Source organism: Amycolatopsis ultiminotia (genome assembly GCF_039536925.1).
Classification (GTDB): domain Bacteria; phylum Actinomycetota; class Actinomycetes; order Mycobacteriales; family Pseudonocardiaceae; genus Amycolatopsis; species Amycolatopsis ultiminotia.
In genome coordinates, this window is record NZ_BAAAZN010000016.1 from 94096 (window position 1) to 109523 (window position 15428).

The window sequence follows — 15428 nt, forward strand, 5'->3', positions numbered from 1 at the left end:
CCCGGTCAGGCCCGTCACCGCCGAACCAGGCCGTCCCCGCCGGATCAGACGGGCACCGCCGGGCAGGCCATCACCATCGGGCCAAGCCATCACTGCCGGGTCAGGCCCGTCCCCGCCGAGTCAGGCCATCACCGCCGGATCAGACGGGCACCGCCGGGCAGGCCATCACCATCGGGCCAAGCCATCACTGCCGGGTCAGCAGGAACACCGGCAGCTCCCGGGCGGCGGCGGTCCGTTCCATCGCGTAACCCGGCCAGAACTCCAGCAGCTCGGCCCACATCCGGTGGTACTCCTCGCCCTCCAGTTCGCGGGCCTTCACCTCCACCTCGTGCCCGCGCAGTGAGACCGTCGCGCTGGGATTGGCGCGGAGGTTGTGCGTCCACGCGGGGTTCTGCGGACGGCCCCAGTTGGAGCCGGTCAGCACGAAATCGCGGCCGTAGGGGTAGTACAGCAGGTTGGTGCTCCGGGGCAGGCCGCTGCGGCGCCCGGTGGTGGTGAGCCGCAGCGAGGGCAGGCCCGCGATGCCGACCAGGCTCACCCGTCCCCCGAACCACCGGTGCAGCCGCTGGTCGGTCGCGATGATGGCGCGCGAGGCCGCCATCACCCGTGGCTGGGTACCGAGCTTGCGGGCGAGGGACGCGAGGGGGTTAGGCACGCACCGATCTTGCCAAACTCACCCCGAAGCGCTGCTGGGAGTCGGTCCACTGGCGTTCCACCGCGAATCCGGCCGTGGCCAGCTCCGCGGTGACCCCGGCCGGACGGAACTTCGCGGAGACCTCGGTGCGGATGTGCTCCCCCTCGGCGAACTCGACCACCAGGCCGGCCCCCGGGATACGCACAGTGGTGTCCCGCTGCGCGCGCAACCGCATCTCGATCCACTCGTGTCCGGCGTCCCACCGCGCGACATGGTCGAAGCCGTCCGGGTCGAAGTCCGCGCCCAGCTGCGCGTTGATCACGCGCAGCACGTTGCGGTTGAACGCCGCGGTGACCCCGGCCGCGTCGTCGTACGCCCGTTCCAGCGTCTCCCGGTCCTTCACCAGGTCGGTGCCCAGCAGCAGCCACTCCCCCGCGGCCAGCACCTCCCGCACCGACCGCAGGAACGCGGCACGCTCGGCGGGCAGGAAGTTGCCGATCGTGCCGCCGAGGAATGCGACCACCCGCGGCGCGGTGCCCGGCAACAGCCGCAGATGCCGGGTGAAGTCGCCGACCACCCCGCGTACCTCCAGCTTCGGGTAGTCCGCCGAGATCGCCGCGGTCGCCTCCGCGAGCGCCGACTCCGACACGTCCATCGGCACGAACGTCTCCAGCGTGCCGTGCGCGGTGAGCGCGTCGAGCAGCAACCGGGTCTTTTCGCTCGACCCGGAGCCCAGCTCCACGAGCGTGTGCGCATCGGTGCGCGCGGCGACCTCCGCGGCACGGGCGGCGAGCACCTCCCGTTCGCTGCGCGTCGGGTAGTACTCCGGTACCGCGGTGATCTTCTCGAACAGCTCGCTGCCCTCGGCGTCGTAGAACCACTTGGGCGGCAACCACTTCTGCTCGGCGGTGAGACCGGTCCGCACGTCGGCGCGCAGCTCGGCGGCTACGTCGGTGCGATGACTCTCCAGATCAGCTTCGGTCATCGGACGGGACTCCGTTCGAGGGATTCCACTTTCAGGGGAAGGATTTCGACCTCGGCCGTGCTCACCCGGACCGCATGCCGGTCGGGTACGGCCTGCCACGCCGGGTCGGGGTCGCACGGCTCGGACGCCAGCAGCACACCGGTCGCGGTACGCCGCCACGACAATGCGTGCGTCCACGCCGTGCCGACAAGCGTTTCGCCGTCGGTGAGCAGGAAATTCAACCGGGACCCGGGCGCTGCCGCCTCGACCTCGCCGACGAGCGCGGTGACCGCGGCGAGCGGGTCCTCGCCGGCCCGCAGCCGCGCGCGCAGCAGTGCCCACAGCAGTGCCGAGTCGGTGGGGGCTTCCAGGGTCAGCAGTTCGGTCACGTCGAGCCGCCCGCCGAGCCCGGCCATCGACTGCGGCCAACCGCGCACCACCCCGTTGTGGCTGAACAGCCAGCGATCCGCGGTGAACGGAGCCGCGGCCGCCTCGGTGACCGGCATCCCGGTGGTGCCGTTGCGCACCGCGGCGACGAACGCGGTACTGCGCACCGAGGCGGCGAGCGCGGGCAGCGTCTCGTCGGTCCACAATGGCTCCCGGCGCCGGTAGCGCTGCGGTGGCGCGCCCGGCTCCGGGTACCAGCCGAGGCCGAACCCGTCGGCGTTCACCGACCCGCCGCCCCGCATGTCCCGCGGCGCGTACGACTGCACCAGCAGTGCGTGCGGGGCGGCGAACACCGGCTCGGCCGGTGCGCAGGGCTCACCCAGATACCCGAGGTGACGGCACATCCCGGCTAGCCCGCCTCCCCTGGACGCGGGTCGCGGGCGCAGCGGAACCCGGCGAAGATCTGCCGCCGGATCGGATGGTCCCAGTTGCGGAACGTCCCGCGCACGGCCGCCCCGTCGGTGCCGAACGACCCGCCGCGCAGCATCCGGTAGTCCCCGCCGAAGAACACCTCGGAGTACTCCCGGTAGGGGAATGCCGAGAAGCCCGGGTAACCGTGGAAGCCGGTGCTGGTCCACTCCCACACGTCACCCATCAGCTGGTGCACGCCCAGTGGCGACGCACCTGCCGGGTACGCCCCGGCCTCGGCCGGGCGCAGGTGCCGCTGGCCCAGGTTGGCGTGTTCGGCGGTCGGTTCCTCGTCGCCCCACGGAAACCGCCGCGACCGGCCTTCGGCCGGGTCGAACCGCGCGGCCTTCTCCCACTCCGCCTCGGTGGGCAGCCGCTTGCCCGCCCAGTTCGCGTACGCCTCGGCTTCGTAGTACGACACGTGCATCACCGGCTCGCGCACCGGGATCGGCTCCCGCACGCCGAAGCGGGTGCGCCACCAGCCGTCCGGCTCCCGGTACCAGAACCGCGGCGCGACGATGTCGTGCTGCTGCCGGTAGGCCCAGCCGGGCTCGCTCCAGAACCGCCGCTCGTGATACCCGCCGCCGTCGAGGAACTCCAGGTACGCCCCGCAGGTCACCGGGGTGGTGTCGAGCACGAACGCCGGCACGTCCACCTCGTGCGCCGGGCGCTCGTTGTCCAGCGCCCACGGTTCTGCGCTGGTGCCCATGGTGAACCGGCCGCCGGGCACCAGCACCTCGGCGGGCAGCCGGCCGGACGGCGCGCGCGGCGGCTCCGGCGCGTGCAGCACCGGTTCGCCCTTGCGCAGCTGGTGAGTGGCCAGCATGGTCTCGTCGTGCTGCTGCTCGTGCTGGGTGACCATGCCGAAGGCGAATGCGCTCTCGGTGAGCCTGCGCCCGTCCAACGGCACCGTCTCCAGCACGTCGAACGCCTTCTCCCGGACCTCGCGCACATACGCGCGGGCTTCCGCCGGACCCAGCAGCGGCAGCGCCGGCCGGTCCGCCCGCGGATGCTGGAAGGCGTCGTAGAGATCGTCGATGTCCGGGCGCAGCGGCTCGCGGCCGCCGACATCGCGGACCAGCCACAGCTCCTCCTGGCTGCCGATGTGCGCGAGGTCCCACACCAGCGGCGACATCAGCTTCGAATGCTGGCGCACCAGGTCTTCGTCGTCGACCGCGTCGGTGAGACCGACGCTGCGCGCGCGGGCCCTGTTCAATGCGGTGGCCGCGTGCGCCCGCAGGTCCTGTGGGCTGAGCTCGAGCAGCGGGTTCTGCTCGGGGGTGACGCTCATGGCTCGTACCTCCTCGAACCGTCGATCCGGGCGCGCAGCCCGGTGGTGATCTCGGCGATGGTTTCCGCGGGCAGTCCGGTGTCGGCCAGGGCGGAGATGCCGAGCTCCAGCAGATCCCGTGCGGCGTCGGCCATTCCGGGCGCGGCCAGCCCGCAGCGCGCCGCTTCGGCCCAGCGTCCCGCCACCGGTGCGCAGCGCCGGTTCACTTCCTCCACTGTGGACCGACGGGCGAACAGCGCGGTGACCAGCGCGACCGGCGCCAGCCACTGCCCCGGTGGTTGTGCATCGAGGTACCGCAGTTCCAGGTAACCCTGCGGACGCACCGGGGTGAACATCGTGCTGAGGTGGTAGTCCAGATCGGCGGCAGTGGGCCGGCGCAACATCCCGGCCGCGCCGTGGCCGCCGATCCAGTCGGCGAAGGTGAGCCCCTCCGGGGCATCCCACGGCCGGTCGCCCCGCGGCAGCACCATCAGCGGGGTGTCCATCATCCGGCGGCCCCATTCACCCGCCGGATCGGCACCGGGCTCGGCCGAACGGGTACGGACCGGCTCGGTCTCCAGCACCGCGAGCCAGCGCGCGGAGGCGTGCCCGGTGTCGCGGCCGTCGTGCACCCGCGAGTTCGCGAACAACGCCAGCAGCGGCGGGCCCATCAGGTGCGCGGCCGCCCAGCGGGACGCGGTCTGGTCTGCTTCTCCCGCGTCCACGCAGATCTGCAGCCCCGCGGTGCTGCACATCATGGTGATCCCGCCCTTGCCGAGCGGCGCGAACCGGCGCTCCATGGCGGCGTAGCGGGGGGTGCGCAGCCGCCGCAGCGGCGGACGGTGCGCGTCGATGCCCGACTCGCCGAGTTCGAGACCGGATTCGGCGAGCAGCGCGACGAGATGGGCGAGATCGGCTTCGACGGTCGCGTGCAGATCGGCCAGTGCGGCCTGCGGCAGAGCGGAGATCTCCACCTGGCAGCCGGGTTCGAGACTCACCGGCGAGCCGGCCGGAAGCGGGACCGCGGGACTTTCGGGGCGCAGGGTCCGCGGGGTGTGCGGGCCGAGCGCGGTGGCGAGGAGGTCGGGATCGAGGGGGCGGGCCGGGTCCCCGGTGTGGTGCACCGTGAATTCCAGTTCCACGCCCAGCAGCCGCGGTGGCCCGTGCTTGAAGCACACCGAGGCGACGTACCTCTCCCCGGCCGCGCGGTTCGACAGCGCCCGCGCGTCCAGGTCCGACACACTCCCGGAACTCTCCGGAAAATCGTGCATCGTAGTCATCTTCTGCCGTCCTCGTAGGGAGGTCCACGGGTCGGGACCTTTCGGCTTCGGACGCTACACGCGGGGTCCGACAAAATCAGGGCCGTACGCCGCCGGAGCCGATCGATAAGAACCTCGTAACCACCGCCGACCAGGCGATTCCCGATCCGCACCGGGTCCGCCGGGGCTGCTCCATCCGGGTGGCCCCGCTCAGGGCAGCTCCGGTTCGGTGCCCAGCCCCAGCTCCGCCGCGGCGGTCTGCACCGCGGCGACCACGAGCTGCAGCGCGGGACGCCGGACCTCCGTGCGCCGGTAGGCGATCGACACCGTGCGCAGCAACGGAGTCGTCAGCGCGACGACGTCGATGCCGGGCGGGCGCAACAGCCGCAACCCGAGGTCCGACACGAGCGTGACACCGAGACCGGCACCCACCATCGCCATCGCGGTGGACTGTTCCTCGACTTCGTGGTTGATCTTCGGCTGAAAACCGTGCCGGTGGCAGGCAATCCGGACGGCGCGGCCGAAGTGCGACTTCGCGCTCGCGAGGATCCACGGGTGCTCGGCCAACGCGTCGAGCGACACCGCGGCCGTCGGCAACGCACCCGCAGGCACCGCGGCGTGCAACCGTTCCACGGCGACCACTGCGCGTTCCAGCCCGGTGTCCCACCGCATCGGCGCGTCCGAGTAGTCGATCACGAACGACAGGTCGAGCGTGCCGTCGCGCACCGCCTCCGCAGTGGCCTCCGGGGCCAGTTCCCGCGTACGCACCTGGATTCCCGGATGTTCGGCGGCCAACGCGGTGAGCGCGGTCGGCAGCAACCCCGAAGCGACCGAAGCCCACACGCCCGCGGTCAGCCGCGCCGACATGCTGCCCTGCGCCTCCTCGAGCGCCAGCGTCGCACGTTCGACCGAGCCCAGGATCTCCTCGGCGTGCTCGGTCAGCAGGACACCCAGCTCGGTCAGCTGCACACGGCGGCCGAGCCGTTCGAACAGCTTCGCGCCCACGTCCCGTTCCAGCTGCGCGAGCTGCTGGGAGACCGCGGAAGCCGTGTAGTGCAGCGCCGCGGCCGCGGCCGTGACCGTCCCCCTCCGGCGCAGCTCGCGCAGCATCCGCAGACGGTGCAGCGAAAGCTCCATGCACGAAGCCTAAACAAGTTCGTGCAGCTTCGTTAAATGGACGCCACCGGTCCCCCGGACGCACCCTCGAAAGGGAAGGCGGTGCACCGGTGCCGCCCCGGATACTTGGAGGTGAGTGGCCAGATGCTCCCGCGGAACGCCGAACCGCTGATGAGGCTCACGTGGACCGACCCCGTCACCGGCGCGCACGGCTACCTGGTCGTGCACACCCTCGTCTCCGGCATCGCGACCGGCGGCACGCGGATGCGCGCCGGCTGCACCATGGACGAGGTGGCCGACCTCGCCCGAGGCATGGCGAACAAGACGGCCACCTTCAATCTCCCGGTCGGGGGCGCCAAGGGCGGCCTCGACTTCGACCCGAAGGACCCGCGCGCGTTCGGCGTGCTGACCCGGTTCTGCGAGTTCCTGCGCCCGTGGCTCGACGCCAGCTGGGTCACCGCGGAGGACCTCGGCGTGCCGCAGCACCTGATCGACGAGGTCTTCGCCGAGCTGGGCCTGGAGCAGTCCTACCACGCGGCGATCCACCGCTCGGCCGAACCGGCGCGCACCCTGCGGCGCGTCCAGGCCGGGCTCAACGCCCCGGTGCCCGGTGGGCTGCTGCTCGGCGACGTCATCGGCGGCTACGGGGTGGCGCAGGCCTGCCTCGGCGCGGCGAACGCGTGGGACTGGGCGGTGCGCGACACCTCGGTGGCGATCCAGGGCATCGGCACCATGGGCGGCGGGGCCGCCTGGTACCTGCACGAGGCCGGGATGAAGGTGGTCGCGGTCGCGGACGCCGCGGGCACCCTCTACGACCCGGAGGGCCTGGACGTGCCGGCGCTGCTGGACCTGCGCGACCGCTTCGGCGAGGTCGACCGCGACCGCCTGCCGGCGGGCGTGCGCAGCCTGCCGCGCGACGCCGTGGTCAGCACCGATGCCGACATCTTCGTGCCGGCTGCGATCTCGTACGCACTCCGCGTGGACAACGAAAACCTGGTGAAGGCCAAGGTCGTGGTGGAGGCCGCGAACGCGGCGACCACCCCGGAGGCGGAGGCCGCGCTGTCCGCCCGCGGGGTCGCGGTGATCCCGGACTTCGTGGCGAACGCAGGCGCTGCCGCCTGGGCCTGGTGGCTGCTGCTCGGCGAGGTCGGCGCCGACCCGGCGGACTCGTTCCTCCGGCTGCGCACCGAAATGCAGGCGAAGGTCGCGCTGCTGCTGACCGAATGGAACCTCGACCGCGTGCCGCCGCGGGTAACCGGGCTGAAGCTGGCCGAGACCACCCGTACCGCACGTGCCGAGGAGGCGATGACGCCCGGCGGAGCGCCGGCGCTCACCATCCCCTGAGTGCGAACCGGTCGGTGGCGCCGATCAGCACGTCCTCCATCGCCGGGGCGGAGGAGGTGTGCCCGGCGCCGCCGACCAGCACCAGTTCCGCGTCCGGCAACGCCCGCTCCAGCAGCCACGGGGTGCCGGCCAGGCTGCTCAGGTCCAGCAGTCCCTGTGCGAGCACGACCGGGATGCCGGCGAGCCGTCCGGCGTCGCACAGAATCGCGCCGTCCTCGAGGAAACAGCCGTTCGAGAAGTAGTGCGTGACGAGACGGGCGAATCCGAGCCGGAACCGCGGTTCGGCGAAGCGGGGCGACGGCGGCACGCCTGGCTGCATCGCCGTCTCCCACTCGCACCAGCGCCGCGCGGCCTCCTCGTGCACCGCAGGATCCGGGTCGATCAACAGCCGGTGGTAGGCGGCCGCCAGGTCGCCGTCGCGTTCGTCTTCCGGGACGCCTTCGCTGAACTGCGCGTACGCATCCGGGAACAGGCCGCCGAGCTCGCCTGTCAGCAACGAGATCTCCGCGCGCCGGTCCGTGGCGAGTCCTGACATCACCACTTCGCTCACCCGGCCGGGATGCCGTACCGCATAGGTCAGGCCGAGCACGCAGCCCCAGGAACCGCCGAATACCAGCCACTTTTCGATCTCGAGCGTGGTGCGCAGCAGTTCCAGGTCACCCAGCAGGTGCCCGGCCGTGTTCGCGCTCAGCGCCTCGACGGTGTCCCCGGCGTGCGGGGTGCTGCGGCCAGAGCCGCGCTGGTCGAAAAGCACGATGCGGTAGCGCTGCGGGTCGAAGAACCGGCGCATTCCGGTGCTGCAGCCGGAACCGGGCCCGCCGTGCACCACGACCGCCGGTTTGCCGCCGGGGTTGCCGCAGGCTTCCCAGTACACGCGGTGCCCGTCGCCGACGTCGAGCACGCCGTGCTCGTACGGCTCGATCTCCGGGTAGCGCATCAGGACAAACCACCGGCGAGCTCGCGCAGCGCACCGCAGAGCTCGGCGGGCCCGGCCGGGCTGATCCGGATCATCGCGTCCGAGCCGGCGCCGACGGTGTAGCTCAGGTAACGGCCCCAGTCGGTGTCCGCGTAGTGCAGCGGTTCTTCGAGCCGGGTGTACCGGCCGACCTCGTCACGGCGACCCGCATACAGCTCCCCGCTGCCGTGCACCGGACGCTGCACAAGGCTGACCACGTCGGCGAGCACCGGATCGAGCGGATGGGCGTCCGCGCCGAGACGGGCGGCTTCGGTGAGATCTCCGACCCGGACGCTGCGCGGCTGCCCGCCACCGGGGCCGACCGCGGGCAGCTGCGCGACGAGCGTCTCCAGCACCTGGTCCCGATCGATCTCCTGGACACCGATCTGGTCCCCGTCGGACACCGCGAGCACCGCCTGCACCCCGCTGGCCGCGGCGAGCACGCCGTAGGTGTGGTCCCCGGTGGCGACCCAGCCGTAGTACTCGAGCACCGGATGCACCAGCAGCGGCAGCCAGTCGAGCAGTTCGGCGGTGGCCCGGCCACGCTCGTCCACGAGGCCGGCCACCCCGAGCGCGTCGTCGACCCGTTTGGCGGCGTCGTCGTGTTCGGTCTCCGACCGCCACACCGGATCCGGCCGCAACGTCACGTGCAGCCTGCCGACCTGTTCCCGTTCGGCGAGCGCGGCGAGAGCTTCGACCGGGACGTCCACCCGGTCCGCCTGCCTGGTCACCCGTCACTCCTCCCCGAGCACCGGCGGGGCGGCCGGCCGGTCGGCGCCGAAGGTGCTTTCGGGATCGCGCTCCACCAGGTAATCCGGTCGATCGCGGCGCCGGTCGGCCGCACCGCGGCCGGTCCCCGGCGCGGCTGCCATGGCGCCGGCCTGCCCGCTGCCCCGTGCCGGTTCCGCCGGCGCCGCAGGCAGCGGGGTGACGGCAGTGCCGGCCGCGCCGTGATCTGCCGCGGCCGCCTGCGTGCTCGTCCCGTCCCCGCCTGCCCGGCGCACCGGGGCGGGATCCGGGCCGACCAGCCGGTACTGCGCAGGCAGCACGGATTTCGTGTTCGTGGTGACGCCCTGGTACTGCTCCATGACCCGGACATTGGTCTCGTTCGCCGCGTGGTGGCCGGCCAGACCGTCCTGAAAGGACTGCGGGACGACCGCGGCAGGCGTCGTGCCGGTCAGCGGCGCGGCGGCGTGCAGCCCGGCGGCCCACGGCTGTGGCCGCTCCGGCCTCGGCGGCACGTCGACGACCTCGTGCGCGGACCGCTCGAAGCTGCTCGCCTGCGTGTCCGCCGAGGCCGTGGTCATGTCGAGCGGATCGGCCGACTCGCGGAACGCGGTCTCCAGCGGGCCCGCTCCGGCGTGCGCCGCCTCCCCGCTCGCACCGGTCCAGGATCGCGCCATCCGGTCCTGCAGATCCTTGATGCCGTGCGCGCGCTCGAGGTAGGCCGCCGACAGCTCCCGCACCTTCGCCGCCGCGGCACGCAGGCCGGACGTGTCACCGCCGCGGAAGTTGTCGAAGATCTGCTTGCCGTCCACCTGGTTCCCTTCGTGCCCCGCCCGGAGCCCGTACCGGGCAGTCTTGTACGCGCAGCGCGCCGGTCACCGCATCCGGCCGAGTTCGGCATTCTCCCGGTCCGTGCCGACCGTGCGGTCCCGCGCCGCCCGCAGTTTGCCCAGGTAGTCCTGCACATACCGGCGCATCGACTCGTTCTGGTCCCGCAGCGTGCGCAGGGAATCGGCGCCGGAGGCGGCGTACTCCGCGCTCGCCGGGTCCGCCGCGGGCGCGCGGAAGACCGCCAGGATCTCCTCGATCGCGCGGCCGTCCGCGGCGACCTTCTCGAGCTGGTCCTCCCAGAGGCCGATCACCGCGGTCAGCTCGGCCGCGTCCATGGCGAAGCCGCTGCCCGCGGGGTCCGCTCCGCCGTTGGCCAAGGCCGTTCCTTTCCCCGTGCATCACGCATCGTGACGATGCGCCAGCCTAGCCAAACGGCAAGTCCGTGTCAGCCGAACACAGGGGTTTCACAGGCGTGACGAGGACCGCACGGCACGGCGGGCACCGACAGTCACAGTACGTACGTACGGATTGCGAGAACCCGGTTCCTAGTGTCAGGATTCCAGGATGCCACGGGTCAGCCAGGATCACCTCGACGCACGCCGGCGCCAGATCCTCGACGGCTCACGCGTGTGCTTCGCCAGGCACGGCTACGAGGGTGCCACAGTGCGCCGTCTCGAGGAGGCCACCGGCCTGTCCCGCGGGGCGATCTTCCACCACTTCCGCGACAAGGAGTCGCTGTTCCTCGCGCTCGCCGAGGACGACGCGGTGCGGATGGCCGACGTCGTCGCCGAACAGGGCCTCGTCCAGGTGATGCGTGATCTGCTGGCCGGCCGCAGCGCGCATCCGGCGGACTGGCTGGGCACCCGGCTGGAGGTCTCCCGCAGGCTGCGCACCGATCCGGAGTTCCGCGCCCGCTGGGCCGAGCGCTCACAGCAGCTGACCACCGCGACCAGGGAACGCCTCGAACGCCAGCGCGAGGCGGGCAACCTGCGCGACGACGTGGACGTCGACGTGCTCACCGCGTTCCTGGAGCTGGTACTGGAGGGGCTGGTCTCGCACCTGGCGATGGGCCTTCCCGGCGACGATCTCGGCCCGGTGCTCGACCTGGTGGAGGAGACGGTGCGCCGGCACCGTCCCGGCGCCGCGCGGACGGTTCCCCGCACTGCGGCGCCGGGCACTTCGTGTTGAATGTGGCTGTGGATCTCTTCGCCGCGCACGGGAACGCACTGGACCTCTTCGACCGGGCCGTGCACGCCATCGGGCCGCAGGACTGGGACCGGGGCACGCCGTGCACCGCCTGGTCGGTCCGCGATCTGGTGAACCACCTCGTCGCCGAGCAGCTCTGGGCCCCGCACCTGCTGGCAGGGGCGACACTCGACGAGGTCGGCGACCGCTTCGACGGCGACGTGCTGGGCACCGATCCGGTCGCCACCTGGGAAAGTGCCGCGGCCGCCGCCCGCTCCGCCTGGCTCTCCCCCGGTGTGCCGGGCCGCACCGTGCACGTGTCCGCCGGTCTCCTGCCCGCCGAGGAGTACGGCTGGCAGATGACGATCGACCTCGCGGTGCACGGCTGGGACCTGGCCACCGCGCTGGGCGAGCCGAACCCGGTGCCCGCGGAGCTGGCCACCCGGCTGCTCGACGTGGTCCGCCCGATGGTCGAGGACATCCAGGGCAGCGGGCTGGTCGATCCGCCGGTCGCGGTCAGCCCCGCCGCGGGCGCCCCCGCGCGGCTGGTGGCACTGCTGGGCAGGCGCCCGCGCTGAAACCGCGCGTTCCCCGGCGGGTCCGCCCGTGCACCCGGTACGATTACCGGCATCGTCGCAGTACACACCGCTTGTCCGAGGAGTGACTCCATCCGTGCGCGCCGCGCCATCGCCCGGTGACAGTACCGGGCCGGGTTCCAGACCCGGCTTCCCGTCCACCGCCCGACTGCTCCTCCCCGGCGGTGCGGCATGACCCACGTCCTGCTCTCCGTGCTCGGGGTAGTGCTCTTCCTGCTGCTCACCATCGGCACCGGCCTCGCCGTGGCCGCCGAGTTCTCGCTCACCACGCTCGAGCGCAGCACGGTCGACGCCGCCGTCCGCCAGGTCGGTGACCGCCGTTCGGTCGCCGTGCAGAAGGCACATCGCACGCTCAGCTTCCAGCTCTCCGGCGCACAGGTCGCGATCACGCTGACCACGCTGATCACCGGGTACCTCGCCGAACCGCTGATCGGCGACCTGGTGCACCCGCTGTTCGCGGCGACCGGACTGCCCGGTCCGGTCGCGTCCGGGATCTCACTGGTGGTCGCGCTGCTGCTGGCCACCTTCCTGTCCATGGTGCTCGGCGAGATGGTCCCGAAGAACCTGGCGATCGCGCGGCCGCTGCCCACCGCGCGCGCGGTGACCGGGTACCACGCGCGGTTCTCCGCGCTGTTCCGCTGGCTGATCACGCTGATGAACAACAGCGCCAACTTCGTGGTCCGCAAGTTCGGCGTGGAGCCGCAGGAGGAACTCCGCTCGGCCCGGTCGCCGCAGGAGCTCGGCTCGATCGTGCGCTCCAGCGCGGAAAGCGGGAAGCTCGACACCTCCACCGCGGAACTGCTCGACCGTTCGCTGCGTTTCGGCGACCGCACCGCGGACGAGCTGATGACGCCGCGGGTCCAGGTCGAGTCGCTCACCGTGGACGACACCGTGGACGACCTCATCGACATCTCCCGGCGCACCGGGTTTTCCCGGTTCCCGGTCTACACCGAGGACCTCGACGACGTGCAGGGCGCAGTGCACGTCAAACAGGCGTTCGCGGTGCCCGCGGCCGACCGTGCGACCACCCGGATCCGTTCGGCGATGCGGCCGGTGCCCACCGTGCCCGAGTCGCTGTCCGGCGACGCACTGCTGAACCGGCTGCGCGATTCCCGGTTCCAGGTCGCCATCGTGGTCGACGAGTACGGCGGCACGGCCGGACTGGTCACCCTGGAGGACGTGGTCGAGGAGCTCATCGGCGACGTCCGCGACGAACACGACGGCCGCGAAGCACCCGCCTCGCAGCAGGTCGGGCAGGACCGCTGGCTGGTGTCGGGCCAGCTGCGTGCGGACGAGGTCAGCGAGGTCACCGGGTTCCGGATGCCCGAGGGCGACTACGAGACGATCGCCGGGCTCATCCTCGAACGGCTCGGCCGGATCCCGGACGAGGGAGACGCGGCCGAGGTCGGGGGCTGGCGGCTCTCGGTCACCTCGATGGACCGGCACCGCATCGCCGAGGTGCAGGTGCGGCCGGTCGAGCCGGCCGGCGAGGTGGTCGCGTGAACGACTGGCTGAACATCGCACTCGTCGTGGTCCTGCTGCTGGCCAACGCGTTCTTCGTCGGCGCCGAATTCACCCTGATCTCGTCCCGGCGCGACCGGCTGGAAGCGTTGCTGGAGCAGGGAAAAACCCGCGCGCGGATCGTGATCAACGCGAGCAGGCACGTGTCCAGGATGCTCGCGGGCGCCCAGCTGGGCATCACCATCTGTTCCCTGCTGCTCGGCAGGCTCGGCGAACCCGCGGTGGCACACCGGCTCTCCGGTTTCTTCGATCTGCTCGGCCTGCCCGAGCAGCTGCTGCACCCGATTTCGTTCGCGCTCGCGCTGGCGTTCATCACGATGCTGCACGTGCTGGCCGGCGAGATGGTGCCGAAGAACCTCGCGATCGCCGAACCGGAGCGGCTGGCGCTGTGGCTCGTCCCGGTGCACGTGGGGTGGGTCAAACTGGCGAGCCCGGTGATCGTGTTCCTCAACTTCGTCGCGAATTCGCTGCTGCGGGCGGTGAAGGTGCAGCCGAAGGACGAGCTGGAGACTGCCTACACCTCCGCCGAGCTGGCCGAGCTGCTGAGCGAATCCCGCCGGGAAGGACTGCTGGAACAGTCCGAGCACCGCAGGCTCACGCAGACGCTGTCCTCCGCCGCGAAGACGGTCGCGGACGTGCTCGTGCGCACTGAAGAGCTGACCACGCTGCCGTGCCGTCCGACACTGGGCGACGTGGAACGCGCGGTGTCGTCCACCGGCTTCTCCCGGTTCCCGGTGTGCACCGACGACGGTTCGCTCACCGGCTACGTGCACGTGAAGGACATTCTGGATCTCGTCGGACAGAGCCCGGACACCGCGGTGCCGGACCGCCGGACCCGCCCGCTCACCGAACTGCGCTCCGACGCACGCCTGGACGACGCACTGTCGGCGATGCGCAAGGAAGGCAGCCATCTCGCGCGAGCGCTCGACACCGACGGCCGCGCCGTCGGTGTGGTGGCACTCGAAGACCTGGTCGAGGAGTACGTGGGAACCGTGCGCGACGGCACCCACGTGGCGGCATGAGCACCGCCGACGTACTTCCTGCCGCGGAGGCGGCAACAAACACCGCCGACGCACTCCCTCCCGCGGAGGCGGCAACAAACACCGCCGACGCACTCCCTCCCGCGGAGGCGGCAACAAACACCGCCGACGCACTCCCTCCCGCGGAGGCGGCATGAGTACCGCGGTCGTGCTCGCCGAGGGCGAGTGGCGGGCGCGGGAGCTGGCGCACGCCGAGCGGATGCGGGCGTGGACGGTTCCGCACCAGGAACGCCGTGCCCGTGGCGAAAAGCATCCGGTGCTGGACTTCCTGTTCACTTACTACTCGTACCGGCCGGGGCACCTCGAGCGCTGGCAGCCGGGACCGGGGGTGGTGCTCGCGGGCCCGGCCGGGCGCCGGTTCCTCGACCGGGCCGGGTATGCGGAGTCCGCGCACGGCGTCGCGCTCGATCCGGGCGCGTTCACCGGACGGCGCGCGCGGACCGCGGAGTTCGTACTGCGGCTGCTGTCCGCCACCGCGTCCCGGTCGCCGCGGTTGAGCTGTTTCGGGCTGCACGAGTGGGCCATGGTCTATCGCGAACCGGCGGACTCGGTGCGGCACGCGCAGGTCCCGTTGCGGCTCGGCTCGGCGGACACCGACGCCGTGGTCGAATCGATGGACATCCGGTGCGGGCATTTCGACGCGTTCCGGTTCTTCACCGGACCGGCGCGGCCGCGCAACACGCTGGCACCCACCCGGGAAAGCCAGGTCGAACTGGAACAGCCGGGCTGTCTGCACGCCAACATGGATCTGTTCAAGTGGGCGTACAAACTGGATCCGTTCGTGCCTGCCGAGCTGGTCGGGGACTGTTTCGAGCTCGCCGCGGACATCCGCGAGCTGGACATGCGCGCGAGCCCGTACGATCTGAGCGGGTACGGCTACTCGCCGGTCCGGGTGGAAACGGCGGAAGGCCGGGCGGACTACGCGCGGGCCCAAGCGGCGTTCACGCGGCGGGCCGAGCCGCTGCGCGCGCGGTTGATCGAAGTGTGCCGCACGCTGCTCGACGGGCGGTTCGCGCCACTCGAGTAACCAGGCAACTCTCAGTCACAATGTTCACCGCGGGTTTCTGACCTGTTAGAGTGATAACGATGGAGTTGCATTACCGCACGTAATGTTTACGTCACGAAAGGACAA

The 15428-nt window shown here is 71.7% G+C and carries 16 protein-coding genes; 6 read left to right on the plus strand and 10 right to left on the minus strand.

The window, feature by feature from the left end; all coding sequences use genetic code 11:
- Positions 1-184: 184 nt before the first annotated feature.
- The 6 genes from ABD793_RS30840 to ABD793_RS30865 all read right to left on the minus strand — a co-directional run bounded on the left by ABD793_RS30840 (position 185) and on the right by ABD793_RS30865 (position 6119).
- Positions 185-655: a nitroreductase family deazaflavin-dependent oxidoreductase gene (locus tag ABD793_RS30840; protein ID WP_344866373.1), complete on the minus strand. Its 471-nt coding sequence runs from the start codon at positions 653-655 to the stop codon at positions 185-187.
- Positions 648-1619: an L-histidine N(alpha)-methyltransferase gene (egtD, locus tag ABD793_RS30845; protein ID WP_344866374.1), complete on the minus strand. Its 972-nt coding sequence runs from the start codon at positions 1617-1619 to the stop codon at positions 648-650. The genes ABD793_RS30840 and egtD overlap by 8 nt, the downstream gene beginning before the upstream one ends.
- Complete coding sequence (gene egtC / locus ABD793_RS30850; RefSeq protein WP_344866376.1) at positions 1616-2389, minus strand: ergothioneine biosynthesis protein EgtC; 774 nt, start codon at positions 2387-2389, stop codon at positions 1616-1618. Before egtC ends, egtD begins: the two co-directional genes overlap by 4 nt.
- 5 nt (positions 2390-2394) lie before the next feature.
- Entirely contained in the window at positions 2395-3744 is a 1350-nt protein-coding gene (egtB, locus tag ABD793_RS30855) for an ergothioneine biosynthesis protein EgtB (protein WP_344866378.1), read from the minus strand.
- The gene (locus ABD793_RS30860) at positions 3741-5003 is read right to left on the minus strand and encodes a glutamate-cysteine ligase family protein (RefSeq protein ID WP_344866380.1); all 1263 of its coding nucleotides are present in this window, start codon (positions 5001-5003) and stop codon (positions 3741-3743) included. Before ABD793_RS30860 ends, egtB begins: the two co-directional genes overlap by 4 nt.
- A gap of 189 nt (positions 5004-5192) precedes the next feature.
- Entirely contained in the window at positions 5193-6119 is a 927-nt protein-coding gene (locus ABD793_RS30865; protein WP_344866381.1) for a LysR family transcriptional regulator, read from the minus strand.
- A 123-nt stretch (positions 6120-6242) separates the two neighbouring features.
- Between ABD793_RS30865 and ABD793_RS30870 the strand changes: the two genes are divergently transcribed.
- Positions 6243-7442, plus strand: coding sequence for a Glu/Leu/Phe/Val dehydrogenase dimerization domain-containing protein (locus tag ABD793_RS30870; protein ID WP_344866383.1), 1200 nt, complete (start codon positions 6243-6245; stop codon positions 7440-7442).
- On the opposite strand, the gene pip is transcribed toward ABD793_RS30870, so the two are convergent.
- The 4 genes from pip to ABD793_RS30890 all read right to left on the minus strand — a co-directional run bounded on the left by pip (position 7429) and on the right by ABD793_RS30890 (position 10331).
- Positions 7429-8379, minus strand: coding sequence for a prolyl aminopeptidase (gene pip, locus ABD793_RS30875; RefSeq protein WP_344866385.1), 951 nt, complete (start codon positions 8377-8379; stop codon positions 7429-7431). The two genes, ABD793_RS30870 and pip, sit on opposite strands and share 14 nt — an antisense overlap.
- Entirely contained in the window at positions 8379-9107 is a 729-nt protein-coding gene (locus tag ABD793_RS30880) for an ESX secretion-associated protein EspG (RefSeq protein WP_344866588.1), read from the minus strand. Before ABD793_RS30880 ends, pip begins: the two co-directional genes overlap by 1 nt.
- 24 nt (positions 9108-9131) lie before the next feature.
- The gene (locus ABD793_RS30885; protein ID WP_344866387.1) at positions 9132-9935 is read right to left on the minus strand and encodes a hypothetical protein; all 804 of its coding nucleotides are present in this window, start codon (positions 9933-9935) and stop codon (positions 9132-9134) included.
- Between the two features lie 63 nt (positions 9936-9998).
- Complete coding sequence (locus ABD793_RS30890) at positions 9999-10331, minus strand: hypothetical protein (protein ID WP_344866389.1); 333 nt, start codon at positions 10329-10331, stop codon at positions 9999-10001.
- A gap of 187 nt (positions 10332-10518) precedes the next feature.
- On the opposite strand from ABD793_RS30890, the gene ABD793_RS30895 reads away from it, so the two are divergent.
- From ABD793_RS30895 to ABD793_RS30915, 5 genes are all read left to right on the plus strand, one after another.
- The gene (locus ABD793_RS30895) at positions 10519-11142 is read left to right on the plus strand and encodes a TetR/AcrR family transcriptional regulator (protein ID WP_344866391.1); all 624 of its coding nucleotides are present in this window, start codon (positions 10519-10521) and stop codon (positions 11140-11142) included.
- Between the two features lie 8 nt (positions 11143-11150).
- A complete protein-coding gene (locus ABD793_RS30900) occupies positions 11151-11717 on the plus strand; it encodes a TIGR03086 family metal-binding protein (RefSeq protein ID WP_344866393.1) in 567 nt (188 codons plus the stop codon).
- Positions 11718-11906: 189 nt separating this feature from the next.
- Positions 11907-13238 (plus strand): hemolysin family protein, encoded by a 1332-nt coding sequence (locus ABD793_RS30905; protein ID WP_344866395.1) that lies wholly within the window; start codon positions 11907-11909, stop codon positions 13236-13238.
- Positions 13235-14278: a hemolysin family protein gene (locus ABD793_RS30910; RefSeq protein ID WP_344866397.1), complete on the plus strand. Its 1044-nt coding sequence runs from the start codon at positions 13235-13237 to the stop codon at positions 14276-14278. Before ABD793_RS30905 ends, ABD793_RS30910 begins: the two co-directional genes overlap by 4 nt.
- A 151-nt stretch (positions 14279-14429) precedes the next feature.
- The gene (locus ABD793_RS30915; RefSeq protein ID WP_344866399.1) at positions 14430-15323 is read left to right on the plus strand and encodes a 3-methyladenine DNA glycosylase; all 894 of its coding nucleotides are present in this window, start codon (positions 14430-14432) and stop codon (positions 15321-15323) included.
- The last annotated feature ends 105 nt before the right edge of the window (positions 15324-15428 follow it).

Excerpts from the sequence above, each read along its gene's own strand:
- ABD793_RS30915 (WP_344866399.1), top strand. The coding sequence starts at position 14,430 with ATGAGTACCGCGGTCGTGCTCGCCGAGGGCGAGTGGCGGGCGCGGGAG.
- egtD (WP_344866374.1), bottom strand. The coding sequence starts at position 1,619 with ATGACCGAAGCTGATCTGGAGAGTCATCGCACCGACGTAGCCGCCGAG.
- egtC (WP_344866376.1), bottom strand. The coding sequence starts at position 2,389 with ATGTGCCGTCACCTCGGGTATCTGGGTGAGCCCTGCGCACCGGCCGAG.
- ABD793_RS30860 (WP_344866380.1), bottom strand. The coding sequence starts at position 5,003 with ATGACTACGATGCACGATTTTCCGGAGAGTTCCGGGAGTGTGTCGGAC.
- ABD793_RS30905 (WP_344866395.1), top strand. The coding sequence starts at position 11,907 with ATGACCCACGTCCTGCTCTCCGTGCTCGGGGTAGTGCTCTTCCTGCTG.
- ABD793_RS30865 (WP_344866381.1), bottom strand. The coding sequence starts at position 6,119 with ATGGAGCTTTCGCTGCACCGTCTGCGGATGCTGCGCGAGCTGCGCCGG.
- ABD793_RS30895 (WP_344866391.1), top strand. The coding sequence starts at position 10,519 with ATGCCACGGGTCAGCCAGGATCACCTCGACGCACGCCGGCGCCAGATC.
- pip (WP_344866385.1), bottom strand. The coding sequence starts at position 8,379 with ATGCGCTACCCGGAGATCGAGCCGTACGAGCACGGCGTGCTCGACGTC.
- egtB (WP_344866378.1), bottom strand. The coding sequence starts at position 3,744 with ATGAGCGTCACCCCCGAGCAGAACCCGCTGCTCGAGCTCAGCCCACAG.
- ABD793_RS30870 (WP_344866383.1), top strand. The coding sequence starts at position 6,243 with ATGCTCCCGCGGAACGCCGAACCGCTGATGAGGCTCACGTGGACCGAC.